Genomic DNA, 26,305 nt, shown 5'->3' on the forward strand with positions numbered 1-26,305 from the left:
ACATTTGGTGCGACGAACAAATCGAAAGGATCTCAGCATGGCCACCGTCAAGGTCGACAAGAGCAATTTCCAGGCCGACGTGCTCAACGCCAAGGAGCCGGTCGTGGTCGATTTCTGGGCGGAATGGTGCGGCCCGTGCAAGATGATCGCCCCGGCGCTCGAGGACATCGCCATCGAACTCGGCAGTAAGATAAAGATCGCCAAGCTCAACATCGACGAGAATCCTGAGCTGGCCGCGCAGTTCGGCGTACGCTCGATCCCGACGCTGATGATCTTCAAGGGCGGCGAAGTCGCCGACATGAAGGTCGGTGCTGCGCCGAAAACGGCATTGTCGCACTGGATCAACGGCAGCCTCGCCTGATCCGATCAAAATTTTGCAGAAAAGCCCGGCCTCGCGCCGGGCCTTCTTTTGCTGGCGTCATTGGTGGGCCGCTCTGGCACTCGCGGCTTGCCGCCCGGTATTCTTCTCTTCTGAATTCAAAGGAGAAGCGATATGACCGGATCCGCCAAGGCCACCGTCTTCATCGACAATGAGCGCGTCATCGTCACCGAATACCGCTTCGCCCCGGGAGACAACACCGGCTGGCATCGCCATGGCCACGACTATGTGATCGTGCCGTTGACCGACGGCAAGGTGAAGCTCCTGACCAAGGACGGCGAATCCTTTGCCGAGATGAAGAAGGGCGCGCCGTATTTCCGCAACGAGGGCGTCGAACATGATGTCATCAGCGCAAACGATGGCGAATTCGCCTTCATCGAGGTCGAGCTGAAGTAGTCCACCAACCATCGGCTGCGCCGCTACAATTGTCCCGGCGAGGCGCGATCACCAATCCGCGATACGATCGCCACCGACGAATTGTGCGCTTTTCTCAGTATATTCGAACAGTTCGATCTTCACGCCGTTGGGCTCGCGGATCCAAGCCTGGTAGGTGTCATCGCACGCGCGTTTCTTTGAAGTGACATCAACCCCCTTTGACCTCAGATGGGCGATCGCGGCGTCGATGTTTTCCACTTCGAGGCAGAAGTGGTTGATCTGGTTCAAGTCGCCATAGCTGGCGCCGTCTTTCTGGAACACCTCGACATGGCTACGGCTGCCGCAATTGAGGTAGAAGCCGAAAATCTTCCCGTCGCGCAGGAAATTGAACTGGGTGTCCATGCCGAGGACGTCCCGATAGAAGCTTCGCGTCATCTCCAGGTCATTCGCGAAAATGCAAACGTGAGCGAGCTGCTTTACCTTGATCATGATTGGCTCCTCGCGGTGGTCTGATAAGTGTGGCGTCACCGTGGCCCGGCTGAAGCACGCCTCAAACCGGCGGCGTGCCGTTTTCGGCCAATACCGCGCCGGCCAGGTAAAGTGACCCGCCAATCAGGATGCGCGGCGGCGGTCCGTCCCATGTGTCGCGCAGCAGCATCAGTGCGTTTGCAACGGAACTAACCGGTTCGGCCGACAAGCCTGCCTCAATGGCGCGGGTCGCCAGCTCGTCGTTCGGCACGCCGGCGTCGCTCAGGCTCACCGGCACGGTGTAGACGTGCCGCACCAGCCCTTTGAAGGCGCGGAAATAGCCGCTTTGGTCCTTGGTGTTGATCATGCCCGAGATCAGGAACAGCGGCCGCGGGTTCTTTTCCTCCTGCTCGGCCAGGGCCTCAGCGACGACCACGCCGGCGCCGGGATTATGGCCGCCGTCGAGCCAGATGTCGGCGCCCTTCGGCGCCAGTTCGCTCAGCCGCCCTTGCGGCAGCTTTTGCATGCGGCCCGGCCAGGCAACATTCGCCATCGCCTTCTCGGCAGCGCGGTGGCTGATTTCGAAGCCCGCCGCCTTGACCGCCGCGATCGCCGCCGCCGCATTGGCGAATTGATGGCGCCCCGGCAGGCGCGGCGGCGGCAGGTCCATCAATCCGTCTTCGTCCTGATAGACCATGCGGCCGTTTTCCTCATAGGCAAGGAAATCCTGGCCATAGACGAAGGCGGGGCAGCCGAGCCGCTCGGCGGTTTCGATGAGCACCTGCTGGGCCGTCTCGCTTTCCTGCGCGCCGATGACGACCGGGCATCCGCGCTTGATGATGCCGGCCTTTTCGGCGGCGATCAGCTCGACGCGGTCGCCGAGATAGGCTTCGTGGTCGAGCGACACCGGCATGATCACCGACACGGCCGGCTCGGCGATGACATTGGTGGCGTCGAAGCGGCCGCCAAGGCCAACCTCGAGGATGACGGCATCGGCCGGATGTTCGGAAAACAGCAGGAAGGTGACGGCGGTGAGGATTTCGAAGACGGTGATCTTCTGGCCTTGATTGGCTTTGGCGACGCGGGCGATGGCTTCGGCGAAGACCTTGTCGTCCACCAGCCTGCCGCCGCCATCTGCGGCCAGCCGGTAGCGCTCGTGCCAGTTCACCAGATGTGGCGAGGTGTGGACGTGGACGCGGTAGCCGGCGGCTTCGAGCAGCGCCCGTGAAAAAGCAGCACAGGAGCCCTTGCCGTTGGTGCCGGCGATGTGGATGACCGGCGGCAGCTGGTCTTGCGGATTGCCGAGCCGCTCGAGAAGCCGCGAAATGCGGTCGAGCGAAAGGTCGAAGCCCTTCGGGTGAAGCGCCATCAGGCTTTCGATTTCGCGGTCGGCGGCAAGCGTGGTCATGGCGAATCCTAGGCGCGCCACGGACGGCGCGCAATCGCAGTTCGTGGCGAATGCGTCAGGCGTGCGGCCGGGCTTCGACCGGGATCACCGACGGCGGCAGGATTTCCGGCTCCTGCGGTTTTTGCTCTTCCGGCAGCTTGAGCAGCATTCTCAGCAGCCGCGCAATCGTCTGGCGCATCTCCAGCCGTGACACCACCATGTCGACCATGCCGTGTTCCATCAGATATTCGGCACGCTGGAAGCCGTCGGGCAGCTTTTCCCTGATCGTCTGCTCGATGACGCGCGGTCCGGCAAAGCCGATCAGGGCGCCGGGCTCGGCAATATGCACGTCACCCAGCATGGCGTAGGAGGCGGTGACGCCGCCGGTTGTCGGGTTGGTCAGGACGACGATATAGGGAAGGCTGGCCTCCTTCAGCCTGTCAACGCCGATCGTGGTCCGTGGCAGCTGCATCAGCGACAGGATGCCTTCCTGCATTCGGGCGCCGCCGGAGGCCGCAAACAGGATCAGCGGCCGCTTGCGCTGCAAGGCGACCTCGAAACCATGCACGATGGCGTCGCCGGCCGCCATGCCGAGCGAGCCGCCCATGAAGGCAAAATCCTGCACCGTCACCACCACCGGCAGGCCTTCGACCGTACCCAGCGCATTGATGATGGCATCTTCCAGGCCGGTCTTGGCCTTGGCATCCTTCAGCCGGTCAATGTAGCGCTTTTCGTCGCGGAACTTGAGTGGATCCTGCACCACCTTGGGGTTTTCCAGCGTCTCGTATTTGCCGTCGTCGAGGAAGAATTTCAGCCGTTCCTTGGCCGAGATCTTCATGTGGTGGCCGGAGGACGGGATGACGAACTGGTTCTGCTCCAGATCCTTGTGGAACACCATTTCGCCGGTCTCGGGATCCTTGATCCACAGGTTTTCCGGCATGTCGGTGCGCCGGCCGAGCATCGAATTGATCTTCGGGCGGACGTAATTGGTGATCCAGTTCATCGCTTCGGCTCCTGTCCTTACGAAGACGTAGGAAGATTATTCGGCGGCAGCAAGGCGAGCCGCTCGAACCCCTTGCGACAGCCCGCTGACCAGCGTGGCGACGGCCTCGGCCGGATCGGCAGTCTTTTCGCCTTTCGGCCCGAGCACGTTGGCGACGGCATTGACGATCGCGGTGCCGACGACGACGCCGTCGGCCGACGCGCCGATGATGCGCGCCTGCTCGGCGGTCTTGACGCCGAAGCCGACGCAGACCGGCAGGTCGGTATGGCTCTTGATGCGCTTGACCGCTGCCGCCACCTTGCCGGTATCGGCCAGCGCCGAACCGGTAATGCCGGTCATCGAGACGTAGTAGACGAAACCCGACGTGTTCTGCAGCACCTTGGGCAGGCGCTTGTCGTCGGTGGTCGGCGTCGCCAGCCGGATGAAATTGATGCCGGCCTTGAGCGCCGGGATGCAAAGCTCCTCGTCCATCTCAGGCGGCAGGTCGACGACGATCAGCCCGTCTATACCGCTGGCCAGCGCGTCGCTCAGGAAGCGCTCGACGCCGTAGATGTAGATCGGATTGTAATAGCCCATCAAGACGATCGGCGTCTCATTGTCGCCGGCGCGGAATTCCGAGGCCATCTTCAGCGTCTTGACGAGAGTCTGGCCGCCCTTCAGTGCCCGCAGGCCGGCCGCCTGGATCGCCGGACCGTCGGCCATTGGATCGGAAAACGGCATGCCGAGCTCGATGATGTCGCTGCCGGCGCCAGGCAGCGCCTTCATGATCGACAGGGACGTGTCGTAGTCGGGGTCGCCGCCCATGAAATAGGTGACGAGCGCCGGTCGGCCTTCGGCCTTCAGCTTTGCCATGCGGCGATCGATGCGAGTGGCCATGATCAGATCTCCATGCCCAGCATATTGGCCACTGTGTGCACGTCCTTGTCGCCACGGCCGGACAGGTTGACGATGACGATCTGGTCCTTGTCCATATCAGGCACGATCTTCACCGCCTGCGCGATGGCATGGGCCGATTCCAGCGCCGGAATGATGCCCTCGACGCGTGTCGTCAGCTGGAACGCCTCCAGCGCCTCGTCGTCGAGGATCGGCACATAGTCGACGCGGCCGGAATCGCGCAGCCATGAGTGCTCCGGCCCGACGCCGGGATAGTCGAGGCCGGCCGAGATCGAGTGGCCGTCCATGATCTGGCCGTCGGCGTTCTGCAGGAGGTAGGTGCGGTTGCCATGCAGCACGCCGGGCGCGCCGGCACTCATCGAGGCGCAATGCTCGATGCCGTCGAGCCCGCGGCCGCCGGCTTCGACGCCGATGATGCGCACCTGCCTGTCATCCAGGAAGGGATGGAACAGGCCGATGGCGTTCGAGCCGCCGCCGACACAAGCGATGATGGTGTCCGGCAGCCGGCCTTCCTGCTCGAGGATCTGGGCACGCGCCTCGGTGCCGATCACCGACTGGAAGTCGCGCACCAGCTCCGGATAGGGGTGCGGGCCGGCGGCGGTGCCGATCAGGTAATAGGTATCCTCGACATTGGTCACCCAATCGCGCAGCGCCTCGTTCATGGCGTCCTTCAGCGTGCCGTGGCCGGCGGTCACCGGCCGCACCTCGGCGCCCAGAAGCTTCATGCGAAAGACGTTGGGGCTTTGCCGGGCGACGTCGGTTGCACCCATATAGACGATACAAGGAAGGCCGAAGCGCGCCGCCACTGTAGCGGACGCGACGCCATGCTGGCCGGCGCCGGTCTCCGCGATGATCCTCGTCTTGCCCATGCGCTTGGCGAGCAGGATCTGGCCGAGGCAGTTGTTGATCTTGTGCGAGCCGGTGTGGTTCAGGTCCTCGCGCTTGAAATAGACTTTTGCGCCGCCCCCGAGGCCCTTAGCCGCGGAAACCCCGCGAAGATGCCGGGTCAGGCCTTCGGCGAAATAGAGCTTCGACGGCCGCCCGGCGTAATGCGTCGAGAGATCGGTCAGTTCGGCCTTGAAATCCGGATCGTTCTTGACCTCGTTCCAGTGCCGCTCCAGCTCGAGGATCAGCGGCATCAGCGTTTCGGCAACGAAACGACCGCCAAAAATGCCGAACATGCCCTGCTCGTCGGGGCCGGTGCGGAAGGAATTCGGTATCGCCGGCTTATCCATCGCCGATCTCCTGGTCTGTGGTTTGAAACGCGGTCAGGCGGCGCGGTTGTCGCGTGCTGCCCCGACGGCCCGGAAAAATTGTTCGATCAGCGCCGGTTCCTTGACGCCCGGCGCGCTCTCCACGCCCGAGGAAACATCTATTCCGGGCGGGTTCGCCAGCCGAAGGGCGTCGCCGATATTGCCGGCATTGAGCCCACCGGAAAGCATGTAATCAACGCCGGCGTCAAGGCCAGCCAGAATGCGCCAGTCGAAGGCAAGACCGTTGCCGCCCGGCAATTCCGAACCCTTAGGCGGCTTGGCATCGAACAGGAAGCGGTCGGCAATGCCGATGAAGGGTTTGACCCGCCCGAGATCGGCGGCCTCGCTGACCGGCAGCGCCTTCATCACCGGCAAGCCGTAGCGGGCCTTCACCTCGGCCACCCGCTCAGGGGTTTCGGCGCCGTGAAGCTGCAGCATGTCGGGCTGCATTTTTTCGACGATCTCATCCAGAAACGCGTCGCCGGCGTCGACCGTCACCGCAACCGCCTTGGCCCTGCCGCGCGCCGCTTCGCGCAGGCGGCCGGCTTCCGCCGGCTCGATATAACGCGGGCTTTTGGCAAAGAAAATGAAGCCGACATGGCTGGCGCCGCCGGCCAATGCCGCGGCCAGTGCCTTGTCGGTCTTCAACCCGCATATCTTGATGTCTAGCGCCATGGCGCGGGATTGGCACGAAACGGCCAAAGAGTCGAGAAAAAGCATCCCGTTTGCCGCCAGCGCGGAACGCGCTACCTTGCTAATGTAAGCGCGGAACGCGCTACCTTGCTAATATAAGAGCGCAACGCGCTACCTTGCTCAGGCACAAAGGCGGGAGAACAAAGATCATGCCGGAAAAGACCGTCGCGGAACTCAGGCAAAAGCTGGCGCAGGCCCATGAGGTCATCGCTCATTTGATGGACAAGGCAGCCTTCAACGGCGCCGAGGCGCACCGGGCGCTGGCTTATTTCAGCAACGATGGCTTCGAGAAGGATTTCTTGCCCTGGCCGCGCCATGTCGATGAGGGGTTGCGGCCGGAGGAGTTGAACGCGGCGAATGACGATTGAGCAATTGAGCCCTGATCAAAAGCGCACACTGTCAATGGAGTGTTCCTCCTCTCAACGCGCGACTTAGGTTGTTCATGGCCTCCAACGGAAAGTCATGTTTGCGCCAGTTTTCCTTGTAACCTTCGAGGCCATGTGTGTTCAAAACCTCACGCGCGGCACTGAGAACTGCTTCTGCGAACTCTCGCAGCCCGCATGTGGCTTCAAGTTTCACCTCGCCGAAGTCGTCTGGCTCGTCAGACCAGATTTCTGAAAATTCCAGTATCTGCACTCTGACAAAAGCGCCTTCCGGCACCAGTACGAAGCGATACTCACCGGGTTCATCACAGAAGCGTGCGACCGAATACCTGGTGCCTTTCAGCGCGTTCAGCGTAGCGCCAAGCAGCTCGTTGAGGGCATCGCCCAGATAAGACGCCGCCACGGTCGCCTGAAGGTCCCCGACCGTGACATCGCACATCGCCCAGCCCGCTCCAATCAGCCGGTATTCGATCCGCGCAGGCATCAATCACTCGAACGCGATCGCCTGCAGCGCGCCGCCATTGCGCTTGAGCCAGTCCTTGCAGCGCTCGGTATCCGGGCAAAGCTGCTCGCATAATTTCCAGAATTTCGGGCCGTGGTTCATCTCCTTGAGGTGCGCCACCTCATGCGCGACGAGGTAGTTTATCACCGGCCGCGGCGCCATCATGATGCGCCAGGAAAACGACAGATTGCCGTCCGACGTGCAGGACCCCCAGCGGCTCGACGTATCCTTGAAGCGGATCGCCTTGGCCCGCTTGCCAATCGCCGCGCTGTGCTTCGTCACCAGCGCCTCGATCTCGCGCTTGGCTTCGCGCTTCAGGAAATCGGCGATGCGGCGCGGCAGATGCACGCGTTCGCCATGCACGATCATCAGCGGTCCGCGCTCGTCGCGCGACAGCGTGACGGTTCCGCGTTTCGACGGTTCATGGACGATGCGATGCGGCACACCGCGCACCGGTACCTTGATGCCGGGCCGCACCTGTGGCCGGTTGGGTACCTTGGCCAGCCTTTGCTCCAGCCAGTCCTGATGGCGGTCGAGGAATTTTTCCACCTCGCCGCGGCGCAGCCCCGGCGGCACGGTGATGCGCAGGCCGCGGCCGCCGGAGTCGATGCGCAGCGTCAGGCGGCGGGCGCGGTCGTTCTCGACGATCTTGAGCGGCAGCGTGCGGCCGGCAACGCAATGCTCGCGCTCCACGACGGGCGTGGGCTTGGGTTTCGCCGGGGTGCGGAAGAAGCCGAATGACATGCCGGGACGATACGCGATTCGAGGGAAACGAATAGAACAAAAAAGAAACGGCGCCGCTGACGCGACGCCGTTTTTGAATTATTTATCGGGGCAAGGACCTTTACTCGTCGAGCAGGCCTGGCGTGGAATTACCGCCGCGTTTGTTGTTCGTCGTCGAGCCGGTTGACCCACCGGTCGTGGGCGACGTCGACTTGTTGCGGTTGGCCATGAAGCGGTCGAACTCTTCCTGGTCCTTGGCGCGGCGCAATTCGCGGGCATATTCGTCGAACTCGCTCAGCATCTCGTCGAGCTTGCGGCGTTCCTCGGCAAGCCGCTCGAGTTCCTTTTCGCGCCAGTCGTCGAAAGCGACGTTGCCGGTGCGGGCGGAGCCATGGCCCCAGCGCGCGGCCTTGTCGGACCCGCGGCGGCAGCCGGCGAAGATGCCGTCTGTGGCGCGATTGACGTCACGCTTGAAGCCCTCGAGCCGGTCGCCCCAGATGATGTAGGCGAGCATGGCGAAGCCGAGCGGCCAGAACACCATGAACCCGATCACCATCAACGCGATGGTCGCCGGCGTCCAGGCCGGACGGATCAATGCAGATGTGTTCATTTCTCCCAATCCTTCAGTTGGAGACAGCCAAATCCGGCTGCGTGAAATCGAAATGGGATGGAGAAAACGGCGATTCAAGACAGCGACCGCCAAAACCGGACAAGCGGCTGAAATGATTATCGCTTTTTGAGCATTTCGAGGAAAAGAGCAGTCAGGCCCCGTAAGGGGGCAATGCCGCCGACGGTTCTGTAGTGAAAATCCAGCGCCGATCGCGTCTGCTGGCTGAGTGCAATGGTTTGACGCTTCGAAGCCGTCCGTTCAAAAATCCAGAGGCGCATTGTCGACGACCTCTTTCATCACGAAGAAGGTTCTGGTCTGGCGAACGCCAGGCAGTGCGATCAATTGGTCCCCGTGGATTCGGTTGAAATCCGCCATGTCACCAACCCTGATCTTCAGAAAATAATCGAAGTCGCCTGCCACCAGATGGCAGTCGAGGATGAATTTCAGCTTGGCGACGGCCTTTTCGAATTCCGCGAAACTCTCCGGGGTCGAACGGTCGAGTACGACGCCAACCATCACCAACGCGCCTCTGTCGACCTTCTGCGGGGTCACCATCGACCTGACATGGCTGATGTAGCCTTCATCGAACAGGCGTTGCGTCCGGCGGTGGCACGTCGCCGGGCTAACAGCGACCGACTGCGCCAGCTCCGCATTGGTCAGTCGCCCATTGCCCTGGAGCAGGCGCAACATTTTCAGGTCGATCCGGTCGAGCGCTGCGCGCATGAAAGATTCTTCCGTTATTCGGATTAAGAATCGAATATATATGACATTTCAATGCCATGAAGCGATATTTTGGATATTCTGGGCTCGATCTTTGAGAGCACATTTCAAGGCAGAGCTGATAGTGTTCATCGCACCACACCGCAATGAATGGAACAAGCGAGGGCACTCTCATGCTCGAGAAATTCGAACGTTATCCGCTCACATTCGGGCCGACCCATATCGAGAAACTGGAGCGGCTTGGTGGTCATCTCGGCGGGAAGGTCGATCTCTATGCCAAGCGGGAGGATTGCAATTCCGGCCTTGCCTTCGGTGGCAATAAACTGCGCAAGCTCGAATATATCGTCCCGGACGCGATCGCCTCAAACGCCGACACACTGGTGTCGATCGGCGGCGTCCAATCCAACCATACGCGCATGGTGGCGGCCGTCGCGGCGAAGATCGGCATGAAGTGCCGCCTCGTGCAGGAAAGCTGGGTGCCCCACGAGGACGCCGTCTACGATCGCGTCGGCAATATCCTTTTGAGCCGGATCATGGGCGCTGATGTCCAGATGGTCGATGAGGGTTTCGACATCGGGATTAGGGAAAGCTGGGAACAGGCAATCGCGGATGTGAAGGCCAAGGGTGGCAAACCCTATCCAATTCCGGCCGGGGCTTCGGTACACAAATATGGCGGCCTGGGCTATGTCGGCTTTGCCGAGGAGGTCCGCGCGCAGGAGAAGGAGCTCGGCTTTGCCTTCGACTACATCGTCGTTTGTACCGTCACCGGTTCGACTCACGCCGGCATGCTGGTCGGCTTCGCCAAGGACGGCCGCGAGCGCAAGGTGATCGGCATCGACGCATCCTGCACCCCGGCGCAGACCAAGGCGCAAGTGCTCAAGATCGCGCAGAGCACCGCGACGCTGGTCGAACTCGGCAAGGAGCTCGATGAGAACGATGTCGTCCTGATCGAAGATTATGCCTATCCGGTCTACGGCGTCCCCTCGCAGGAGACGAAGGAAGCAATCCGTCTCTGCGCGCGTCTTGAAGGCATGATCACGGATCCGGTCTATGAGGGAAAATCCATGCAGGGCATGATCGATCTCGTGAGCAAGGGTTATTTTCCCAAGGGATCGAAAGTGCTCTACGCCCACCTTGGCGGCGCTCCGGCCATCAACGGATATGCTTATGCGTTCCGCAACGGCTGAATCTATCCCGCCTGCCGCACCATGGCGTCCACCGCCCGCACCAGCATGTCGAGATCCTGCGGCCGCGACAGGCGGTGGTCGCCGTCGGGAATGAGCGACAGCGTGACGTCGTCGGCCGGCAGCAGGCTGACCAGCTTCAACGCATGGCTCGACGGCACGTCGGGATCGGCAAGGCCTTGCAGGATGTGGACCGGACAGTGCGTGTCGATCGGCCCGGTCATCACCCGGTTGTTGCGGCCGTCCTCGATCAGCGCGCGCGTGTAGATGTAAGGCTCGGCTGAATAGTCCGACGGCTCCTCGAAAAAGCCCTTTTTCCTGAGGTCGCGCTTTTGCGCTCCGGTCAGCACCGGCTCGATCAGTTCAGCGGTGAAATCGGGCGCCGGGGCCAGCAGCACAAGACCTGCGATGCTGTTTTCGCCCGCCTTGCGCAATTCCTGCACCATGCGCAGCGCGATCCAGGCGCCCATCGAGGAGCCGACCAGGATCTGCCTGCCCTGGGTGAAGCGGCGGAAAATCGCCAGGCTCTCGCCCAGCCATTTCGAGATGGTGCCGTCGGCAAAGGCGCCACCCGATTCGCCGTGGCCGGAATAATCGTGGCGCAGAAAGGCGCGACCTTCTTTGCGCGCCCATTCCGACAGCGTTTCGGCCTTGGTGCCCAGCATGTCGGATTTGTAGCCGCCGAGCCAGACGATGCCGGGCTCGGCACCTGCCGCATGCCTGACGGCGATGCTCGTCCCGTCGACGTCCAGGAAGATCGGGGTGGTGGTCATGGTGTATTCCCTCACGCCGGTCTTTTGGCACAAGCGGGGGTTCAACGAAAAGTGCTCCGCCACTTTCTTCGCTTGGTGCAGAGGAGCATTCCATCGAGCAGGTGATTTCCTGAGAATGCTGTGCTATTGACTCCGACCGCGCGCTCACCACATTGCGCGTTCGCAATTCTGAACTGAAGAACCCCTTAACGAAACGGCTCAAGGAGACCACGACCATTCGCAGACCTTTCAAAGCAGCGGCGCCCACCAAGGAAGGCCCGCGCTCCAACCGTGACATCCGGGTTCCCCGGGTCCAGCTAATCGACGCCGAAGGCCAGAACCGCGGCGATGTCTCCATCAACGATGCATTGCTGCTCGCCGAAGAGGCGGGGCTCGATCTGGTCGAGATATCGCCCAATGCAGTGCCGCCCGTCGTAAAGATCCTCGATCTCGGCAAGCTGAAATACGCCAACCAGAAGAAGGCGGCCGAGGCGCGCAAGAACCAGAAGGTCATCGAGATCAAGGAGATCAAGATGCGCCCGAACATCGACAGCCACGACTATGAGACCAAGATGAAGGCCGTCCGGCGCTTTTTCGAGGAAGGCGACAAGGTCAAGCTGACATTGCGCTTCCGCGGTCGCGAGATGGCGCATATGGAACTCGGCATGCAGCTTCTGAACAAGGTTCGCGAGGAAGTGGCGCCCATCGCCAAGGTCGAAGCCGAACCGAAGCTCGAAGGCCGCCAGATGATGATGGTGCTGGCGCCCCGCTAAAGCGCGTTGCGCTTTAGTTCTGTTTTGTGCATGTCGTTGTCGCAAAACCGCTGCGCACTTTTGGGCGACGTGCATAAAATCCGCCTGAATCATGTTGCAAGGCGTCCCGGCGATCGGCGGGGCGCCTGTTTTCTTGGCCAGACGCTGCGATCGCCGGCGAGAGCAAAGACGCTCTGGTTCCCTCGACGATCGGATTCCCGACATGGTCAATGAAGTCAAGCATTCGGAAGCCAGATATGGACTGGGCAGCTATCAGCACACGCGCAGGATGGTACTTGCCGTTCTGATCGTGGTGATGTTTGCGGCGCTGCTGTTCGGCCAGTCGGTTTTCCCGCCCGATACGCCAGTGCATGAAACGATCGAAATGGTCGGCGTCGTGCTGATCTTTCTCGGCGTCGTCGGACGCTTGTGGTCGACGCTCTACATCGGTGGACGCAAATCCTCAGAAGTGGTGACCGGCGGACCGTATTCGATTACGCGCAACCCACTCTACCTTTTCTCCACTTTAGCTGCCGCCGGTGTCGGCGCACAGATCGGCTCCATCTCCGCCACGATCGGCTTTGGAGCGCTCTGCGCGGGTGCCTTTTACATCGTTATCCTGCGCGAGGAGAAATTCCTCAAGCAGGTTCTCGGCGCGCCATACCAGGCCTACCTGGCGAAAGTGCCGCGCTTCTTCCCGAAACTATCGCTGTATCAGGAAGGCGACACCGGCAGCTTCAAGCCGCGCCTGCTGCGAACCACGCTGCTGGACGGTCTGGTCTTCCTGGTTGCCTTGCCGGCTTTCGAACTGATCGACGGCGCCCAGCAGTCCGGCATATTGCCGGTGCTGTTCCGTTTCCCCTGAGTGCAGTGTTGCTGAGTACAGTGTTGCTGGGCACGGGGTGTTGCGCGCCAGCCCGCTTTGACGTATAGGACCGCCGTTCCCAAAAAACCGCCCGGCAGGGCATGCCGTGGCGGTTTCATTTGCTTTTCGGGCTTTGGTCGGCCTGAAGCGAACAAAAAGCGCATTGGTGCGCATATAAACGGAGTAGCAAAATGCCCAAGATGAAGACCAAATCGGCCGCCAAGAAGCGGTTCAAGATCACAGGTACGGGTAAAGTTCTGTCGGCTGCGGCCGGCAAGCGTCACGGCATGATCAAGCGTTCCAACAAGTTCATTCGAAATGCCCGCGGCACGATGGTTCTGGCTGAACCGGATGGCAAGAAGGTCATCAAGAATTTTCTGCCGAACGGCCTCTAGGGCATGATGCCAAAAAGTTGCAGACTTTTTGGAAACATCATGCGCCAAAATAAGAGCATTCGGTCTGGGCACGCATTTGTTTTACGCAATTCCGAACGGAAAACCGCCAGGCACTTTTCCTGGAATTGCTTTTAAGGAGATCATGACATGGCACGCGTAAAGAGAGGCGTCACCTCGCACGCCAAGCACAAGAAGGTCCTGAAAGCCGCCAAGGGTTTTTACGGCCGTCGCAAGAACACCATCCGCATCGCCAAGCAGGCGGTGGAAAAGTCGCTGCAGTACGCCTATCGCGACCGCAAGAACCGCAAGCGCTCGTTCCGCGCGCTGTGGATCCAGCGCATCAATGCGGCGACGCATGAGCATGGCCTGACCTACGGCCGTTTCATCGACGGTCTCAACAAGGCCGGCATCGAGATCGATCGCAAGATCCTGTCGGACATGGCCATCCACGAGCCGCAGGCCTTCGCCGCACTCGTGGGCAAGGCCAAGGTCGCGCTCGAATACCTGAAGAATACCACGCCGAATGCTTTTGAAAGCGCTGTCGCTTAAGACCAGCGCTTCCCAAGCTATTCGACACTTGATTTGGGAAACCCGCGCTGGCAGGGCTGGCGCGGGTTTTTCTTTGCTTCCAATCGGATCTGGAACATGAGTGACATGGAAACTCTCGAAAATTCCCTGATGGCCGAGATCGCCTCGGCCGCCGACGAGCAGGCGATCGAGGCGGTGCGTGTCTCTGCCCTTGGCAAGAAGGGCTCGGTTTCCGAGATGCTGAAGACACTCGGCTCGATGAGCGCCGAGGAGCGACAGGTCAAAGGCCCGGCAATCAACGGCCTCAAGAACCGCGTCACCGAGGCACTTTCGGCGCGCCGCGCCGAGCTGAAAGATGTGGCGATCACGGCACGGCTTGCCGCCGAGAAGGTCGACGTCAGCTTGCCGGTCAGGCAATCGCCGGCCGAGCGCGGCCGCATCCATCCGATCAGCCAGGTTATCGACGAGATCGCGGCGATTTTCGGCGATCTCGGCTTTGCCATCGCCGAAGGTCCGGACATCGAGACCGACTATTACAATTTCACCTCGCTGAACTTCCCGGAAGGCCACCCGGCGCGCGAGATGCACGACACCTTCTTCTTCCAGCCGGACGCGCAGGGCGAGCGCAAGCTTTTGCGCACCCACACCTCGCCGGTGCAGATCCGCACCATGGAGATGCAGAAGCCGCCGATCCGCATCGTCATTCCCGGCAAGACCTACCGGCAGGATTCCGATGCCACCCACTCGCCGATGTTCCATCAGGTCGAGGGGCTGGTGATCGACAAATCGGCCAACGTCGCCAACATGAAATGGGTGCTGGAGGAGTTCTGCAAGGCCTTCTTCGAAGTGCCGAGCGTCAAGATGCGCTTCCGGCCGTCCTTCTTCCCGTTCACCGAGCCCAGCCTCGAGGTCGACATCCAGTGCGACCGTTCGCGGCCCGGCGAGGTGCGCTTCGGCGAGGGCTCGGACTGGATGGAGATCCTCGGCTGCGGCATGGTCCACCCCAATGTGCTCCGTTACGGCGGGCTCGATCCCGACGAATACCAGGGCTTCGCCTGGGGCATGGGCATCGACCGCATCGCCATGTTGAAATACGGCATGCCGGATCTGCGCGCCTTCTTCGACGCCGATGTGCGCTGGCTGTCGCATTACGGTTTTAGGCCGCTTGACATGCCGACGCTGTTCGGGGGCTTGAGCGCGTGACGACCGGGCCCCAGCAAATCCGCGGGCAGCTCGCCTTCCTGCACATGTCCGACGCGCGGCCGCATAGCTTCAAGTGCAGCGTGCCCAGACCAGACGGAACACAGTCATGAAACTCACCCTCTCCTGGCTCAAGGATCATCTCGAGACCGACGCCTCGCTGGCGGAAATCGTCGAGCGTCTCACCTCGATCGGCCTCGAGGTCGAGCATGTCGACGACCGGGCGAGCCTGGCTCCCTTCGTCATCGCCAAGGTGGTGACGGCGGTCCAGCATCCCGACGCCGACCGGCTTCGCGTGCTGACCGTCGACACCGGCGACGGCAAGCCGCCGGTGCAGGTCGTGTGTGGAGCGCCGAACGCCCGCGCGGGCCTGGTCGGCGCCTTTGCAGCACCGGGCACCTATATTCCCGGCATCGACGTGACGCTGACCGTCGGCAAGATCCGCGGCGTTGAAAGCCACGGCATGATGTGCTCCGAGCGCGAGCTCGAATTGTCCGAGGAGCATGACGGCATCATCGACCTTCCGGCCGATGCGCCGGTCGGTACCAGCTTCGCCGCCTATGCCCATCTCGACGACCCGCTGATCGAGATCAATCTGACGCCGAACCGGCCGGATGCGACCAGTGTCCATGGCATCGCCCGCGATCTGGCGGCGAGCGGGCTCGGCACGCTGAAGAGCGCGCCGATAGAGCCGATCCCCGGCAAGGGCGAGACGCCGGTCAAGGTGACGATCGAAGCGCCGGAGCTCTGTCCCGGCTTTGCGCTGCGCCTGGTGCGCGGCGTCAAGAACGGACCGTCGCCGAAATGGCTGCAGCAAAGGCTTCTCGCCATCGGCTTGAGGCCGATCAGCGCGCTCGTCGATATCACCAATTACGTCACCTTCGACCGCGGCCGGCCGCTGCATGTCTTCGACGCTGCGAAGGTCACCGGCAATCTCGCCGTGCGCCGGGCGCGTGATGGCGAAAAGGTGCTGTCGCTCGACGGCCGCGAATACACGCTGACGCCGGAGATGTGCGTCATCGCCGACCAGGACGGCATCGAATCGATTGCCGGCATCATGGGCGGCGAGCATTCCGGCTGCGACGAGAACACCACCGACGTGCTGATCGAGTCGGCGCTTTGGGACCCGATCACCACCGCCCGCACCGGCCGCGCGCTCGGCATCATCACCGACGCACGCTACCGCTTCGAGCGTGGCGTCGACCCGGAAATGATGGTTCCCGGCTTGGAGCTGGCAACGAAGCTGGTGCTCGATTTCTGCGGCGGTACGCCGGCGCAAACCGAAGTCGTCGGCTATGCCGGCCATCAGCCGAAGATCGTCTCGTTCCCATTGTCGGAAGTGAAGCGGCTGACCGGCATCGAAGTGCCGCGCGCGACGAGCCTCGACATTCTAGCCCGCCTCGGCTTCAAGCCGGAGGGCACGGGCGATGTCGTCAATGTGGCGGTCCCGTCCTGGCGGCCGGATGTCGACGGCAAGGCCGACCTGGTCGAGGAGGTCATGCGCATCCACGGCGTCGACAATATCGCGCCGCAGCCGCTTGGTTCGCACGATGCGGTCAACGCCAGGATCCTGACTGTGCTGCAGATCCGCACCCGCGCCGCCAAGCGGGCGCTTGCCGTGCGCGGCATGATGGAGGCCGTCACCTGGTCGTTCGTTCCGGCAAAACACGCCGAATTGTTCGGCGGCGGCCAGCAGGCGCTGAAGCTTGCCAACCCGATCGCCGCCGATATGTCGGACATGCGGCCGTCGCTGCTGCCGGGGCTGATTGCGGCAGCACAGCGCAATGCCGACAGGGGCATCGGCGATGTCGCGCTGTTCGAAGTGTCGGGCACTTACGAGGGCGACGGCGCCGACCAGCAGCGGCGTGTTGCCGCCGGCGTGCGGCGCGGCACCGCCAGGCTCGAGGGCTCCGGCCGCCATTGGGCCGGCAATGCCGGCGCCGTCGGCGTCTTCGATGCCAAGGCCGATGCGATCGCAGCACTCGAAGCCTGCGGCGCGCCGGTCGAGCGGCTGCAGATCGAGGCTGGCGGCCCGGCCTGGTATCATCCCGGCCGCTCCGGCACGATCAAGCTTGGGCCGAAGGTAATCCTTGGCACGTTTGGCGAGTTCCACCCGAAGACGCTGGAGGGGCTGGACGTCTCCGGCCCGCTCTGCGGCTTCGAAGTGTTCATCGATACCGTGCCTGAGCCGAAGGCCAAGCCGACGCGAACAAAGCCGAGGCTGGATCTGTCCGCCTTCCAGGCGGTCAAGCGCGATTTCGCCTTCGTCGTCGACAAGGCGGTCGAAGCCGGCACACTCGTTCGCGCCGCCCTTGCCGCCGACCGAAAGCTGATTTCCGGCGTCTCGGTGTTCGATGTTTTCGAGGGTGCAGCGCTCGGCGCGGCGAAGAAATCGATCGCTATCGAAGTGTCGATCCAGCCGGTCGAAAAGACGCTGACCGACGACGATTTCGAGGCGCTGGCCAAGCGCATCGTCGAGAATGTCGGCAAGCAGACCGGCGGCGTGCTGCGCGGCTGAGCTTGCGGACATATGGCGAATCGCCCTCCAAAGGGCGATGGACCATCTGCGCTATTCAGGGCTGCCCTTTGAGGAACAGCGTGCAGTCTTTCTCGATATCGTCTCAGCCGATCCGCTGGTCAGTGAGACGCTGTCGCGGGTACGCGGTCTCGACCTCCCCGACTGGCTGGTCGTTTCCGGCGCGCTTTACAACAGCGTCTGGAATCATCTGACCGGAAAGCCCTCGGGGTACGGCATCCGGGATGTCGACCTGTTCTATTTCGATGAGAGCGATCTGTCCTATGAAGCCGAGGACACGGTCATCCGCCGGGCGGCGAAGCAGTTTGAAGGACTGACGCTGCCGGTCGAAGTGCGCAACCAGGCGCGGGTGCATCTGTGGTTTGAGGCGCGCTTTGGCGGTTCCTATCCCAGACTGTCGTCGTCCGCCGAGGCGCTGTCCTATTTCGCTTCGAAAACCCATGCGGTCGGGGTTAGATTCGGCACCGATGGGCAACTCGCGCCCGTGGCGCCGTTCGGGCTCGACGACATCTTCTCGTTTCGCGTTACCCCGAACCGTACACTGGATAATCGGCAGACGCACGAGATGAAGGGCGCGCGTGCCAGGGAGAACTGGCCGGAGATCAGTGTCGTGCCTTGGTAGGAAATGTCGGCGCGAGGCACCCCCCTCTGCCCTGCCAGGCATCTCCCCCTCAAGGGGGGAGATCGGATGTCGCCTCGGCTTTCGCCAATCACCGGCGCCGGAAGGGCGGGCAGGGCGCGGGAACTGCCAATCTCCCCCCTTGAGGGGGAGATGTCCGGCAGGACAGAGGGGGGTGCCTCGCGCCGAGGTCTCACAACGCTTTGCATCGCACCGCATTAGTCAAAAAGGGGTGCCGAAACGCCCCGTTTCGATTAGGCCGTCGATTGCCGTTCACCCGTTAACCAGCGCCAGCAGCTCCTCGGTATAGCGCTTGCCGACCACCTTTTCCGGCGACAGGGCGTCGCCGATGGATGCCACCTCGGCCTGGCTCAGCACGATATCGGCTGCCGCCGTATTCTGCTCCAGATGGCGCATTTTTCGCGCACCAGGGATCGGGACAATGAAGTCGCCCTGATGCAGCACCCAGGCGAGCGCCAGCTGCGCCGGCGTCACGCCCTTCCCGGCGGCCATCTTTTCCAGCACGGCGACGACCGCCGCATTGGCCGCCATGGCGTCGGCCTGGAAGCGCGGCAACCCGCGGCGCCAGTCGTCGGCGCCGAGAACATCGGGCTTGGCGATCGTGCCGGTGAGCAGGCCGCGGCCGAGCGGGCTATAGGGGACAAAGCCGATGCCGAGCTCGCGGCAGACGGCAAACACTTCCCCCTCCGGATCGCGGCTCCACAGTGAATACTCGCTCTGCACGGCGGCGATCGGGTGCACGGCATGCGCCCGGCGGATGGTCGCCGCACTCGCCTCCGACAGGCCGAGCGCCCGCACCTTGCCCTCGCGCACCAGCTCGGCCATGGCGCCGACCGTATCCTCGATCGGCACGTTGGGGTCGACGCGGTGCTGGTAATAGAGATCGATCACCTCCGTATCCAACCGCTTCAATGACGCTTCGGCCACCGCCTTGACATGCTCCGGGCGGCTATCGACACCGGCCATGCGCTCCATGCCGCTGCCTTCTTCGAGGATCTTGAAGCCGAATTTGGTTGCGATCGTCACCTTGTCACGCACCGGCTTCAGCGCCTTGCCGACCAGGATCTCGTTCTCGTAAGGGCCATAGACCTCGGCCGTGTCGAAGAAATTGACCCCGATCTCGACGGCATGGCGCAGCGTGGCAATCGCCTCCGCCTCCGGCTGGCCACCATAGGCAAAGCTCATCCCCATGCAGCCGAGGCCGACCGGGTAGACGTCAAGTTTATTGCCAAGCTTGCGGGTTTGCATCACGTGTCTCCTTGTTGTGATGGTTGTGATGCCGCAGAGATAGCGTCTTGCACTGAGTTCGATAATCGGCTCTCATGTGTACGGGCTGTTCCAAGAAATAGATCAATGCAGCGAACCCATCTTTCACAGCTCGCGGTGCTGGCAACCGTCGCCCAGTGCGGCAGTTTTCGTGGCGCCGCCAAGGAACTGGCAATCGCGCCATCGGCGGTCAGCCATGCGGTGTCCAGCCTGGAAGCGTGTCTTGGCGTTCGCCTGCTGGCGCGCAGCACGCGCAGCGTCGCTCCGACCGAGGAGGGCGCGCAACTGCTCGAGCGCCTCAGGCCGGCGCTGTCGGAAATCGACCTGGCGCTGGAATCGGCGATCGAGGCGCGCGACCGGCCGGCGGGCAATCTCCGGCTGACCGTGCCGCGCACCGCCGCCCACCTGGCGCTGACGCCAAGGCTCGGCGCCTTTGCTGCTGCCTATCCCGACATCGTGCTGGAGATCGTCATCGAGGACCGCTTCACCGACGTCGTCGAGGGCGGCTTCGATGCCGGTGTGCGACTGGGCGAGAGCCTGCAACGCGACATGATCGCGGTGCGCATCGGACCAGACCTTCGCGGCGCCGTGGTCGGCGCGCCATCCTATTTCGAGACCGTGCCCAAGCCGCAGCATCCGCACGATCTCGCCGCTCACCGCTGCATCCGTTTCCGCTTTTCCAGCGGCGTTCTCTACCGCTGGGAATTCGAGCAAAACAGCGAGGAGATCGAGATACCGGTGCAAGGGCCGCTGATCCTCGACGAGGACCATCTGATTGCCAACGCCGCGGTCGACGGCGCCGGGCTCGCCTTCGTGTTCGAGGACTATGTCCGCGACGCGCTCGCCGCCGGCAAGCTCGTTCGCGTGCTGGAGGACTGGTGCCCGCGCTTCGACGGCTTCTTCGTCTATTACCCCAGCCGCCGCCAGATGCGGCCGGCGCTCAGGGCCTTTGTCGATTTTTTCAAGGTCGGCGAGTAAGCCAACCCTACACAGGGGTGAGGGTGGAAGAAAGCCGACCTGGCATTCGTTCACCGACCATGTCAGCACTGCCCAAAAACCAGACGGCCGGCTACGGCTGGACGGCGATCATCCTTCACTGGCTGATCGCGGCGCTCTTTATCGGCCAGTTCGTGCTCGGCTTCGTCATGGTGCGGCTGTCCAGCCAGCGCACCGCCTTCGAGCTGATCCAGCTGCATAAATCCTTCGGCTTCCTGCTGCTTGGACTGGTCATCCTGCGCATCGCCTGGCGCCTTGGCAGACCGGCCCCGCCGCTGCCGCGCTCGGTCGGCCCGTTCGAGCGCCGGATGGCGCCGCTGGTCCATCTCGCGCTTTATGCGTTTCAGCTCGCTCTGCCGTTGTCCGGTTGGGCGCTGGTCTCGGTCTCGGTGCTGGAGATCCCGAGCGTGCCGTTCAATCTGTTCGTCATGCCCAATCTGCCGCTCGGTGAATCGGACACGGCAGAAAGCTTCTGGGCAGCGACGCACTGGTATCTCGCCTATGCCGGCATCGGACTTGTCGCTTTGCATCTCGCCGCAGCGCTGCGCCATCATTTCTGGCTGAGGGATACCGTGCTGACGCGCATGATCAAGGCTTCGTCACATCACGACAGGGAATAGAGCGGACCGCTCATTCGTTGATGGGGCGAGGACGCAAGAAAGCGTTGCCTGCCAAGAGGACCATTTCCATGTACGCGCGCATCTTCGGATTTGCGGCCGCCGCCGCTTGTTTTGCCATGCCTGTTTTCGCCGCCGTTGCCCTCGGCGACGCGGCCGGCAGCTACATCATCCGCCCGGGGAGTTCCAGCATCCACTTCTCCATCGGCAAGCTCGGCGGCGGCGGGCTCGACGGCGCTTTCTCCCGCTTCAAGGGCAGTATCCTCATCGACAACAGCGATGTCGGCCGGTCCCAGGTCAATTTCACCATCTTCCCCGAAAGCGTCGGTACCGGCCAAAGCCGCATCGATGCCTTTCTCCGCTCGGACGCAGTCTTCGACGCGGCCAACAATCCGGAGATCCAGTTCCGTTCGACCAGCGTCAAACGGACCGGCGACACGTCAGCCCTTGTCACCGGCCGGCTGACGGCGCGCGGCAAGACCTTTCAGGAAAAGTTCACGGCCGATCTCGGTGGCCTCAAGGCGGGTACGATAAAATTCCACGTCACCGGCAAGGTGCTGCGGTCGCGCTACGGCATGGATGTCGGCACGCCGATTTATTCCAACGTCGTCGACTTCGACATGACGCTGACCGGCAAGCGGGGATAGCCTTTGCAGGACCCAGGTTCCGCAAGGGCAGCGCCGGCATCCGGACAAGCCGCAGATGATCGCCCTGTTCGCCGCCATGCTCCTGCATTGGCTTTTCCGCCGATTTCAGGCAAACCTCCAGGCCTGCAATCGAGAGGAGAAATCTGATGTTCCGATGGGGTGTTTTGTCGACGGCCAAGATCGGCCGCGAGCAGCTTTTGCCGGCAATCGTCGAGGCGGAGAACGGCGTGCTGTCCGCGATTGCCAGCCGCGATCTGTCGAAAGCGCGGGCGCTGGGCGAACGCTTCGGTGCGCGCCACGCGTTCGGCTCCTATGAGGAGCTGCTCGCCTCCAGCGACATCGACGGCGTCTACATTCCGCTGCCGACCTCGCAGCATGTCGAATGGACGGCCAAGGCGATCGAGGCCGGCAAGCATGTCCTGGTCGAAAAACCGCTGGCGCTCGATGCCAAGGACATTCCGCCGCTGATCAAGCTGCGCGATGCCAGGAAGGTGCTGGTCTGCGAAGCCTTCATGGTCGTCTACCATCCGCAGTGGATCAAGGTGCGCGACCTGATCGCCAACGGCGCCATCGGCCGGCTGCGCCATGTCCAGGGCGCGTTCTCCTATTACAATGTCGACCCCAACAACATGCGCAACAAGCTCGATCTCGGCGGCGGCGCGCTGCCCGACATCGGCGTCTATCCGACGGTATCGACGCGCTTTTCGACCGGCAAGGAGCCTCTGCGCGTCCAGGCGACGATCGAGCGCGACAAGACATTCGGCACCGACATCTATTCCTCGATCCGCGCCGATTTCGGCGACTTCGAGCTGTCGTTTTACCTGTCGACGCAGATGGCGGCACGCCAGGTGATGGTCTTGCACGGCGAGAAGGGCTTCATCGAGGTGTTCTCACCGTTCAACGCCGGGCTCTACGACCATCACCGCGTCGAGCTGCACAACCAGAACCACAGCGAGGCGCAGGTGTTCCGCTTTCCCGGCACGCAGCAATACCGGCTGGAAGTCGAGGCCTTTGCGCGGGCGGCCCAGGGCGGCAAGGACCGCGTCTTCACTCTGGAAGAATCGGTGCTCAACCAGAAGGTCATCGATGCCATCTTCCGCGCCGGCGAGAAGGAAGGCTGGGAAACAGTCTAGGCCGGCCATGATCCCAAAAAGTGGGGACCGGTTTTTGGACAAGATCATGGCCAAATAGATGTCCGACGATGCGGATGTGATCATTGTCGGCGCCGGCCTTACCGGCCTTGTCGCTGCGGCCGAACTGACTGCGGCCGGCAAGAAGACCATCATCGTCGAGCAGGAGCCGGAACAGTCGCTTGGCGGCCAGGCATTCTGGTCGCTCGGCGGCATCTTCCTTGTCGATTCGCCCGAACAACGGCGCATGCGCATCCGCGATTCGTATGAGCTGGCGCTCGAGGACTGGCTGGGCACCGCAGCCTTCGACCGCACGGAAGATCTCTGGCCGCGCCGCTGGGCCGAGGCCTATCTCGGCTTCGCCGCCGGCGAGAAGCGCTCCTGGCTCATGCAGCGCGGCCTGAAATTCTTTCCGGTGGTCGGCTGGGCCGAGCGCGGCGGCGGCAATGCCGTCGGCCACGGCAATTCGGTGCCGCGCTTCCACATCACCTGGGGCACCGGCCCTGGCGTGCTCGAACCGTTCGCGCAGCGCGTACGCGAGGCCGAGAAGCGCGGGCTGATCCGCTTCAAATTCCGTCACCGGGTCAACGAATTGACGCGGACGGGCGGCGTCGTCGACGGCGTGCGCGGCGACCTATTGGCGGCGAGCGATGCCGAGCGCGGCCGCAAGAGCTCGCGCGAGATCACCGGCGATTTCGAGCTGAAGGCGCAGGCCGTCATCGTCGCCTCCGGCGGCATCGGCGCCAATCACCAGCTGGTCCGGGAGAATTGGCCGAAGCGGATGGGCGCGCCGCCGAAACGCATGATCACTGGCGTTCCCGATCATGTCGACGGCCGCATGCTGGCGATCGCCGAAGCCGCCGGCGGCCGGCTGATCAACCGCGACCGCATGTGGCACTATGTCGAGGGCGTCAGGAACTGGGCACCGATCTGGACCGATCATGCGATCCGCATCCTGCCCGGCCCGTCATCGCTGTGGCTCGATGCGCGCGGCAAGCGCCTGCCGGTCCCGCTCTATCCCGGCTTCGACACGTTGGCCACGCTCAGCCACATCATGAGCACCGGCTTCGATCATTCCTGGTTCATCCTGACCAAAAAGATCATCCAGAAGGAGTTCGCGCTGTCGGGCTCCGAGCAGAACCCCGATCTGACGGGGAAGAGCTGGCGCCAGGTGCTCGGCCGCGCCACCAGCGGCGTGCCCGCGCCGGTCAAGGCGTTCATGGAGAAGGGCGAGGATTTCATCGTCGAGCCTGATTTGCCGGCGCTGGTCGCCCGCATGAACGCAGTGGCCGGCGGCGAGCCGCTGCTCGAACTGGCGCAGGTTGAGCGCGAAATCCGCGCCCGCGACCGGCAGCTCGACAATCCGTTCTCCAAGGACATGCAGATTACTGCGTTGCGCGGCGCGCGAGCCTATCTCGGCGACCGGCTGATCCGCACGGCTAGGCCGCACAAGCTGCTCGATCCCGCCAATGGCCCGCTGATTGCCGTCAGGCTCAGCATCTTGACCCGCAAGACGCTCGGTGGGCTGGAGACTGACCTCGACAGCCGCGTGCTGGGCGCCGGCGGCCAACCAGTCGAGGGGCTGTACGCGGCGGGCGAGGCCGCCGGTTTCGGCGGCGGCGGCATGCACGGCTATGCGGCGCTCGAAGGCACGTTTCTCGGCGGCTGCATCTTTTCCGGCCGCAGTGCCGGACGGGCGGCGGCACGCGCGGTGGGGTGAAACAAGGCCCGCCGGCGGCCGTTGCGCCAAGGTGGCGATTGCACCGAATGGCCAACTTCCCTTAGAGCATTTTGCAGCCAAAATGGAATCATTTGGCGTCCGCATAAATGCGGCAAAACAGATGGTTAGAGCGGGTTACCGGTTCCAGGAGAACCGGAACCGCTCTAGGCGAAGGGCTGCAAATTGACGTCTTGAAGCTTGGAACCGGCAAGCAAAGCCTCGAGCACCTGCTTCTTGAGAGACAGGCACTGCGAACGGGCAAGTTTGACGATGGCGGAAACCTCGCCTGCCTCGCAGGCAAGGACCAGCTCCTTTTGCTGGGCGATGATCAACTGGGTGAAGTCGCGGGACTTGAAGCCGAGGTGGAGAACCCGCGCCGACTGGTCGAGTATCTGGTCCAGGAGATGCGCCAGTCGTAAATTTCCCGAGAGCTCCGCAAGGGCCAGACGAAAGGCACGGTCGGCCGCAAGAAAGGCAACGTGGCTGCGTAGCGTCTCCGGCTTCAGCACTTTTTGCGCTGCCAGCCTGACATCCTCGAGCCCGCGCTCGGTCATGTTCGATGCCGCCACCCTGAACACTTCCGGCTCGATCAAGCTGCGGACATCGAAGATCTCGTTGACATCCCGCAGGCTGAGCGTAGCAACGACGTAGCCGCGGCGCGGCTCGCTCCTGACCAGTCCTTCCTGCATCAGTCGGGCCAGCGCCGCGCGGATGGTCGCCTTTTTGATCTGGTATCGATCACCGATCTGTTTCTCCGTCAGCGCTTCGCCGGGGCGCAACACGCAGGCAATGATGTCGTTCCTCAGCTGCTCATATGCCTGTTCCCTGCGAAGGACGTCGGCGGCTGACAGTGCTGTCGCCTCGACCGTGGCCGGCCTTGCCGGTTCGGCGGTCAACTTCGTCGTTTTCATATTCTGTCCGTCTGGCTGTCCGGTTGACGCTGGCATCAGCATTCGCTAGCGTGAGCATCTCAGATTGATAATCTGAGCATCTCAGGGAGGATAACTGATATGCCTTTACCCGCCAACTCGCCTCTCTACGCCGCTGCCGATGATATCGTCAATGCCGCGAAGGGGCCAGGTCCCCTCGAAGCGGTAAGGACGGTCCTGGGCGACTACACCAACCGCTTTCACGCATCGGGAACACTCGCTCACGAAGAAGACGACGACGAGGTGCTTCTGCATGCGAGTCCGAACCTGACGATCTATCACATCACTCTGTCGCCCGGCCTGCAGTACCCGCCTCACAACCACCTGATGGATGCCTTGATCGGCATCTACAAGGGCAGCGAGACGAACTTCATCTATCCCGTTGCCGGCAGCGAACTCGATGTTCCCGAAAGGCAGGACATCGCAGCGCCTGCCGTGGTGCACATGGCGTCAAATACCGTGCATGCGGTTGCGAATACGGGCGGTGCGCGATCGGGTGCGCTGCATGTCTACCTCGGCGATCTCACACGAACCCACCGGCAGCTGTGGAGTCCGGACAGCAACCACGCCGAGCCGTTTGACAATGACCGCTATCTGGCCGGCGCTCGGCCCATTCAGCAGTCCGGGCACGAATGAGCGCAGGGGCGTCGCGGGCGGCGAAATTGGCCGTGATCAGCGGACCCGTCGGAATCGCGTCACACTTGTCACTCTCGCCAATCCGCTATCGCCCCTATCCTGGCTCACGACCCAACACGTCG

The 26,305-nt window shown here is 62.7% G+C and carries 30 protein-coding genes; 17 read left to right on the forward strand and 13 right to left on the reverse strand.

The annotated features are described in order from the left end of the window. Positions 1 to 37 precede the first annotated feature (37 nt). Positions 38 to 361, forward strand: coding sequence for a thioredoxin (gene trxA / locus NKJ32_RS03150; protein ID WP_023677558.1), 324 nt, complete (start codon positions 38 to 40; stop codon positions 359 to 361). A gap of 132 nt (positions 362 to 493) precedes the next feature. After that, positions 494 to 775, forward strand: a complete 282-nt coding sequence (locus NKJ32_RS03155; protein WP_023718287.1) for a cupin domain-containing protein — start codon at positions 494 to 496, stop codon at positions 773 to 775. Positions 776 to 823: 48 nt separating this feature from the next. On the opposite strand, the gene NKJ32_RS03160 is transcribed toward NKJ32_RS03155, so the two are convergent. The 6 genes from NKJ32_RS03160 to NKJ32_RS03185 form a co-directional block, all read right to left on the reverse strand. Beyond that, entirely contained in the window at positions 824 to 1,243 is a 420-nt protein-coding gene (locus tag NKJ32_RS03160; protein ID WP_352634865.1) for a VOC family protein, read from the reverse strand. A 61-nt stretch (positions 1,244 to 1,304) separates the two neighbouring features. Then, positions 1,305 to 2,630 (reverse strand): bifunctional folylpolyglutamate synthase/dihydrofolate synthase, encoded by a 1,326-nt coding sequence (locus NKJ32_RS03165; protein WP_352682653.1) that lies wholly within the window; start codon positions 2,628 to 2,630, stop codon positions 1,305 to 1,307. Positions 2,631 to 2,685: 55 nt separating this feature from the next. Then, the gene (gene accD / locus NKJ32_RS03170; protein ID WP_352682655.1) at positions 2,686 to 3,612 is read right to left on the reverse strand and encodes an acetyl-CoA carboxylase, carboxyltransferase subunit beta; all 927 of its coding nucleotides are present in this window, start codon (positions 3,610 to 3,612) and stop codon (positions 2,686 to 2,688) included. Between the two features lie 36 nt (positions 3,613 to 3,648). Beyond that, entirely contained in the window at positions 3,649 to 4,488 is an 840-nt protein-coding gene (gene trpA / locus NKJ32_RS03175) for a tryptophan synthase subunit alpha (RefSeq protein ID WP_352682657.1), read from the reverse strand. A gap of 2 nt (positions 4,489 to 4,490) precedes the next feature. Next, entirely contained in the window at positions 4,491 to 5,741 is a 1,251-nt protein-coding gene (gene trpB / locus NKJ32_RS03180; protein ID WP_352576311.1) for a tryptophan synthase subunit beta, read from the reverse strand. 33 nt (positions 5,742 to 5,774) lie between these two features. Beyond that, positions 5,775 to 6,434, reverse strand: a complete 660-nt coding sequence (locus NKJ32_RS03185) for a phosphoribosylanthranilate isomerase (RefSeq protein WP_352682686.1) — start codon at positions 6,432 to 6,434, stop codon at positions 5,775 to 5,777. Positions 6,435 to 6,601: 167 nt separating this feature from the next. Between NKJ32_RS03185 and NKJ32_RS03190 the strand changes: the two genes are divergently transcribed. After that, on the forward strand, positions 6,602 to 6,820 hold the full coding sequence (locus NKJ32_RS03190; RefSeq protein ID WP_023718294.1) for a hypothetical protein: 219 nt from the start codon (positions 6,602 to 6,604) through the stop codon (positions 6,818 to 6,820). Positions 6,821 to 6,851: 31 nt separating this feature from the next. Here NKJ32_RS03190 and NKJ32_RS03195 read toward each other — a convergent pair whose 3' ends face one another. From NKJ32_RS03195 to NKJ32_RS03210, 4 genes are all read right to left on the reverse strand, one after another. After that, entirely contained in the window at positions 6,852 to 7,319 is a 468-nt protein-coding gene (locus NKJ32_RS03195; protein ID WP_352568476.1) for a hypothetical protein, read from the reverse strand. A gap of 3 nt (positions 7,320 to 7,322) precedes the next feature. Next, complete coding sequence (locus tag NKJ32_RS03200; protein ID WP_023677568.1) at positions 7,323 to 8,081, reverse strand: M48 family metallopeptidase; 759 nt, start codon at positions 8,079 to 8,081, stop codon at positions 7,323 to 7,325. 100 nt (positions 8,082 to 8,181) lie between these two features. After that, the gene (locus NKJ32_RS03205) at positions 8,182 to 8,670 is read right to left on the reverse strand and encodes a DUF2852 domain-containing protein (protein ID WP_023677569.1); all 489 of its coding nucleotides are present in this window, start codon (positions 8,668 to 8,670) and stop codon (positions 8,182 to 8,184) included. Positions 8,671 to 8,928: 258 nt separating this feature from the next. Further along, a complete protein-coding gene (locus tag NKJ32_RS03210; protein ID WP_023677570.1) occupies positions 8,929 to 9,393 on the reverse strand; it encodes an Lrp/AsnC ligand binding domain-containing protein in 465 nt (154 codons plus the stop codon). 170 nt (positions 9,394 to 9,563) lie between these two features. On the opposite strand from NKJ32_RS03210, the gene NKJ32_RS03215 reads away from it, so the two are divergent. Then, positions 9,564 to 10,577 (forward strand): 1-aminocyclopropane-1-carboxylate deaminase, encoded by a 1,014-nt coding sequence (locus NKJ32_RS03215; RefSeq protein WP_023677571.1) that lies wholly within the window; start codon positions 9,564 to 9,566, stop codon positions 10,575 to 10,577. Between the two features lie 2 nt (positions 10,578 to 10,579). Here the strand turns inward: NKJ32_RS03215 and NKJ32_RS03220 are convergent, their stop codons facing one another. Continuing rightward, positions 10,580 to 11,347 (reverse strand): alpha/beta hydrolase, encoded by a 768-nt coding sequence (locus NKJ32_RS03220; RefSeq protein ID WP_352826786.1) that lies wholly within the window; start codon positions 11,345 to 11,347, stop codon positions 10,580 to 10,582. Between the two features lie 215 nt (positions 11,348 to 11,562). On the opposite strand from NKJ32_RS03220, the gene infC reads away from it, so the two are divergent. From infC to NKJ32_RS03255, 7 genes are all read left to right on the forward strand, one after another. Then, positions 11,563 to 12,099 (forward strand): translation initiation factor IF-3, encoded by a 537-nt coding sequence (infC, locus tag NKJ32_RS03225; RefSeq protein ID WP_023677573.1) that lies wholly within the window; start codon positions 11,563 to 11,565, stop codon positions 12,097 to 12,099. Positions 12,100 to 12,301: 202 nt separating this feature from the next. Beyond that, complete coding sequence (locus tag NKJ32_RS03230) at positions 12,302 to 12,943, forward strand: methyltransferase family protein (RefSeq protein ID WP_352697215.1); 642 nt, start codon at positions 12,302 to 12,304, stop codon at positions 12,941 to 12,943. A gap of 191 nt (positions 12,944 to 13,134) precedes the next feature. Further along, on the forward strand, positions 13,135 to 13,338 hold the full coding sequence (gene rpmI / locus NKJ32_RS03235) for a 50S ribosomal protein L35 (protein WP_006201248.1): 204 nt from the start codon (positions 13,135 to 13,137) through the stop codon (positions 13,336 to 13,338). 147 nt (positions 13,339 to 13,485) lie between these two features. Then, on the forward strand, positions 13,486 to 13,887 hold the full coding sequence (gene rplT / locus NKJ32_RS03240) for a 50S ribosomal protein L20 (RefSeq protein WP_352826787.1): 402 nt from the start codon (positions 13,486 to 13,488) through the stop codon (positions 13,885 to 13,887). A gap of 96 nt (positions 13,888 to 13,983) precedes the next feature. Further along, a complete protein-coding gene (gene pheS, locus NKJ32_RS03245) occupies positions 13,984 to 15,069 on the forward strand; it encodes a phenylalanine--tRNA ligase subunit alpha (RefSeq protein ID WP_352663440.1) in 1,086 nt (361 codons plus the stop codon). Positions 15,070 to 15,175: 106 nt separating this feature from the next. Then, positions 15,176 to 17,584: a phenylalanine--tRNA ligase subunit beta gene (gene pheT, locus NKJ32_RS03250; RefSeq protein ID WP_352701709.1), complete on the forward strand. Its 2,409-nt coding sequence runs from the start codon at positions 15,176 to 15,178 to the stop codon at positions 17,582 to 17,584. 37 nt (positions 17,585 to 17,621) lie between these two features. Next, the gene (locus NKJ32_RS03255; protein WP_352701707.1) at positions 17,622 to 18,224 is read left to right on the forward strand and encodes a nucleotidyltransferase family protein; all 603 of its coding nucleotides are present in this window, start codon (positions 17,622 to 17,624) and stop codon (positions 18,222 to 18,224) included. A 270-nt stretch (positions 18,225 to 18,494) separates the two neighbouring features. Here NKJ32_RS03255 and NKJ32_RS03260 read toward each other — a convergent pair whose 3' ends face one another. Then, positions 18,495 to 19,490, reverse strand: a complete 996-nt coding sequence (locus tag NKJ32_RS03260; RefSeq protein WP_352568464.1) for an aldo/keto reductase — start codon at positions 19,488 to 19,490, stop codon at positions 18,495 to 18,497. Positions 19,491 to 19,595: 105 nt separating this feature from the next. On the opposite strand from NKJ32_RS03260, the gene NKJ32_RS03265 reads away from it, so the two are divergent. The 5 genes from NKJ32_RS03265 to NKJ32_RS03285 all read left to right on the forward strand — a co-directional run bounded on the left by NKJ32_RS03265 (position 19,596) and on the right by NKJ32_RS03285 (position 24,618). Continuing rightward, complete coding sequence (locus tag NKJ32_RS03265; protein ID WP_352701705.1) at positions 19,596 to 20,486, forward strand: LysR family transcriptional regulator; 891 nt, start codon at positions 19,596 to 19,598, stop codon at positions 20,484 to 20,486. A 59-nt stretch (positions 20,487 to 20,545) separates the two neighbouring features. Next, positions 20,546 to 21,124, forward strand: a complete 579-nt coding sequence (locus NKJ32_RS03270; RefSeq protein ID WP_352701703.1) for a cytochrome b — start codon at positions 20,546 to 20,548, stop codon at positions 21,122 to 21,124. A gap of 68 nt (positions 21,125 to 21,192) precedes the next feature. After that, positions 21,193 to 21,768: a YceI family protein gene (locus tag NKJ32_RS03275; RefSeq protein WP_352701701.1), complete on the forward strand. Its 576-nt coding sequence runs from the start codon at positions 21,193 to 21,195 to the stop codon at positions 21,766 to 21,768. Between the two features lie 146 nt (positions 21,769 to 21,914). Continuing rightward, positions 21,915 to 22,901 (forward strand): Gfo/Idh/MocA family protein, encoded by a 987-nt coding sequence (locus NKJ32_RS03280; protein ID WP_352701698.1) that lies wholly within the window; start codon positions 21,915 to 21,917, stop codon positions 22,899 to 22,901. A gap of 58 nt (positions 22,902 to 22,959) precedes the next feature. Then, complete coding sequence (locus tag NKJ32_RS03285) at positions 22,960 to 24,618, forward strand: FAD-binding dehydrogenase (RefSeq protein ID WP_352634875.1); 1,659 nt, start codon at positions 22,960 to 22,962, stop codon at positions 24,616 to 24,618. Between the two features lie 164 nt (positions 24,619 to 24,782). Here NKJ32_RS03285 and NKJ32_RS03290 read toward each other — a convergent pair whose 3' ends face one another. Continuing rightward, complete coding sequence (locus NKJ32_RS03290; RefSeq protein WP_023677587.1) at positions 24,783 to 25,529, reverse strand: GntR family transcriptional regulator; 747 nt, start codon at positions 25,527 to 25,529, stop codon at positions 24,783 to 24,785. Between the two features lie 99 nt (positions 25,530 to 25,628). Between NKJ32_RS03290 and NKJ32_RS03295 the strand changes: the two genes are divergently transcribed. Beyond that, complete coding sequence (locus NKJ32_RS03295) at positions 25,629 to 26,183, forward strand: autotransporter (RefSeq protein ID WP_352701696.1); 555 nt, start codon at positions 25,629 to 25,631, stop codon at positions 26,181 to 26,183. Positions 26,184 to 26,305 lie beyond the last annotated feature (122 nt).

It is taken from the genome of Mesorhizobium sp. M0159, assembly GCF_040322295.1.
Taxonomy (GTDB): Bacteria; Pseudomonadota; Alphaproteobacteria; order Rhizobiales; family Rhizobiaceae; genus Mesorhizobium.

What these genes read in the sequence shown, in the direction of transcription:
- rpmI (WP_006201248.1), top strand. Translation starts at nt 13,135, where the DNA reads ATGCCCAAGATGAAGACCAAATCGGCCGCCAAGAAGCGGTTCAAGATC.
- NKJ32_RS03275 (WP_352701701.1), top strand. Translation starts at nt 21,193, where the DNA reads ATGTACGCGCGCATCTTCGGATTTGCGGCCGCCGCCGCTTGTTTTGCC.
- pheT (WP_352701709.1), top strand. Translation starts at nt 15,176, where the DNA reads ATGAAACTCACCCTCTCCTGGCTCAAGGATCATCTCGAGACCGACGCC.
- NKJ32_RS03195 (WP_352568476.1), bottom strand. Translation starts at nt 7,319, where the DNA reads ATGCCTGCGCGGATCGAATACCGGCTGATTGGAGCGGGCTGGGCGATG.
- NKJ32_RS03200 (WP_023677568.1), bottom strand. Translation starts at nt 8,081, where the DNA reads ATGTCATTCGGCTTCTTCCGCACCCCGGCGAAACCCAAGCCCACGCCC.
- trpA (WP_352682657.1), bottom strand. Translation starts at nt 4,488, where the DNA reads ATGGCCACTCGCATCGATCGCCGCATGGCAAAGCTGAAGGCCGAAGGC.
- NKJ32_RS03295 (WP_352701696.1), top strand. Translation starts at nt 25,629, where the DNA reads ATGCCTTTACCCGCCAACTCGCCTCTCTACGCCGCTGCCGATGATATC.
- accD (WP_352682655.1), bottom strand. Translation starts at nt 3,612, where the DNA reads ATGAACTGGATCACCAATTACGTCCGCCCGAAGATCAATTCGATGCTC.
- pheS (WP_352663440.1), top strand. Translation starts at nt 13,984, where the DNA reads ATGAGTGACATGGAAACTCTCGAAAATTCCCTGATGGCCGAGATCGCC.
- rplT (WP_352826787.1), top strand. Translation starts at nt 13,486, where the DNA reads ATGGCACGCGTAAAGAGAGGCGTCACCTCGCACGCCAAGCACAAGAAG.
- NKJ32_RS03215 (WP_023677571.1), top strand. Translation starts at nt 9,564, where the DNA reads ATGCTCGAGAAATTCGAACGTTATCCGCTCACATTCGGGCCGACCCAT.
- NKJ32_RS03285 (WP_352634875.1), top strand. Translation starts at nt 22,960, where the DNA reads ATGTCCGACGATGCGGATGTGATCATTGTCGGCGCCGGCCTTACCGGC.
- NKJ32_RS03230 (WP_352697215.1), top strand. Translation starts at nt 12,302, where the DNA reads ATGGTCAATGAAGTCAAGCATTCGGAAGCCAGATATGGACTGGGCAGC.
- NKJ32_RS03290 (WP_023677587.1), bottom strand. Translation starts at nt 25,529, where the DNA reads ATGAAAACGACGAAGTTGACCGCCGAACCGGCAAGGCCGGCCACGGTC.
- NKJ32_RS03205 (WP_023677569.1), bottom strand. Translation starts at nt 8,670, where the DNA reads ATGAACACATCTGCATTGATCCGTCCGGCCTGGACGCCGGCGACCATC.
- NKJ32_RS03190 (WP_023718294.1), top strand. Translation starts at nt 6,602, where the DNA reads ATGCCGGAAAAGACCGTCGCGGAACTCAGGCAAAAGCTGGCGCAGGCC.
- NKJ32_RS03210 (WP_023677570.1), bottom strand. Translation starts at nt 9,393, where the DNA reads ATGCGCGCAGCGCTCGACCGGATCGACCTGAAAATGTTGCGCCTGCTC.
- trpB (WP_352576311.1), bottom strand. Translation starts at nt 5,741, where the DNA reads ATGGATAAGCCGGCGATACCGAATTCCTTCCGCACCGGCCCCGACGAG.
- NKJ32_RS03255 (WP_352701707.1), top strand. Translation starts at nt 17,622, where the DNA reads ATGGACCATCTGCGCTATTCAGGGCTGCCCTTTGAGGAACAGCGTGCA.
- NKJ32_RS03160 (WP_352634865.1), bottom strand. Translation starts at nt 1,243, where the DNA reads ATGATCAAGGTAAAGCAGCTCGCTCACGTTTGCATTTTCGCGAATGAC.
- NKJ32_RS03165 (WP_352682653.1), bottom strand. Translation starts at nt 2,630, where the DNA reads ATGACCACGCTTGCCGCCGACCGCGAAATCGAAAGCCTGATGGCGCTT.
- NKJ32_RS03185 (WP_352682686.1), bottom strand. Translation starts at nt 6,434, where the DNA reads ATGGCGCTAGACATCAAGATATGCGGGTTGAAGACCGACAAGGCACTG.
- NKJ32_RS03270 (WP_352701703.1), top strand. Translation starts at nt 20,546, where the DNA reads ATGTCAGCACTGCCCAAAAACCAGACGGCCGGCTACGGCTGGACGGCG.
- NKJ32_RS03155 (WP_023718287.1), top strand. Translation starts at nt 494, where the DNA reads ATGACCGGATCCGCCAAGGCCACCGTCTTCATCGACAATGAGCGCGTC.
- NKJ32_RS03260 (WP_352568464.1), bottom strand. Translation starts at nt 19,490, where the DNA reads ATGCAAACCCGCAAGCTTGGCAATAAACTTGACGTCTACCCGGTCGGC.
- NKJ32_RS03280 (WP_352701698.1), top strand. Translation starts at nt 21,915, where the DNA reads ATGTTCCGATGGGGTGTTTTGTCGACGGCCAAGATCGGCCGCGAGCAG.
- NKJ32_RS03265 (WP_352701705.1), top strand. Translation starts at nt 19,596, where the DNA reads ATGCAGCGAACCCATCTTTCACAGCTCGCGGTGCTGGCAACCGTCGCC.
- trxA (WP_023677558.1), top strand. Translation starts at nt 38, where the DNA reads ATGGCCACCGTCAAGGTCGACAAGAGCAATTTCCAGGCCGACGTGCTC.
- NKJ32_RS03220 (WP_352826786.1), bottom strand. Translation starts at nt 11,347, where the DNA reads ATGACCACCACCCCGATCTTCCTGGACGTCGACGGGACGAGCATCGCC.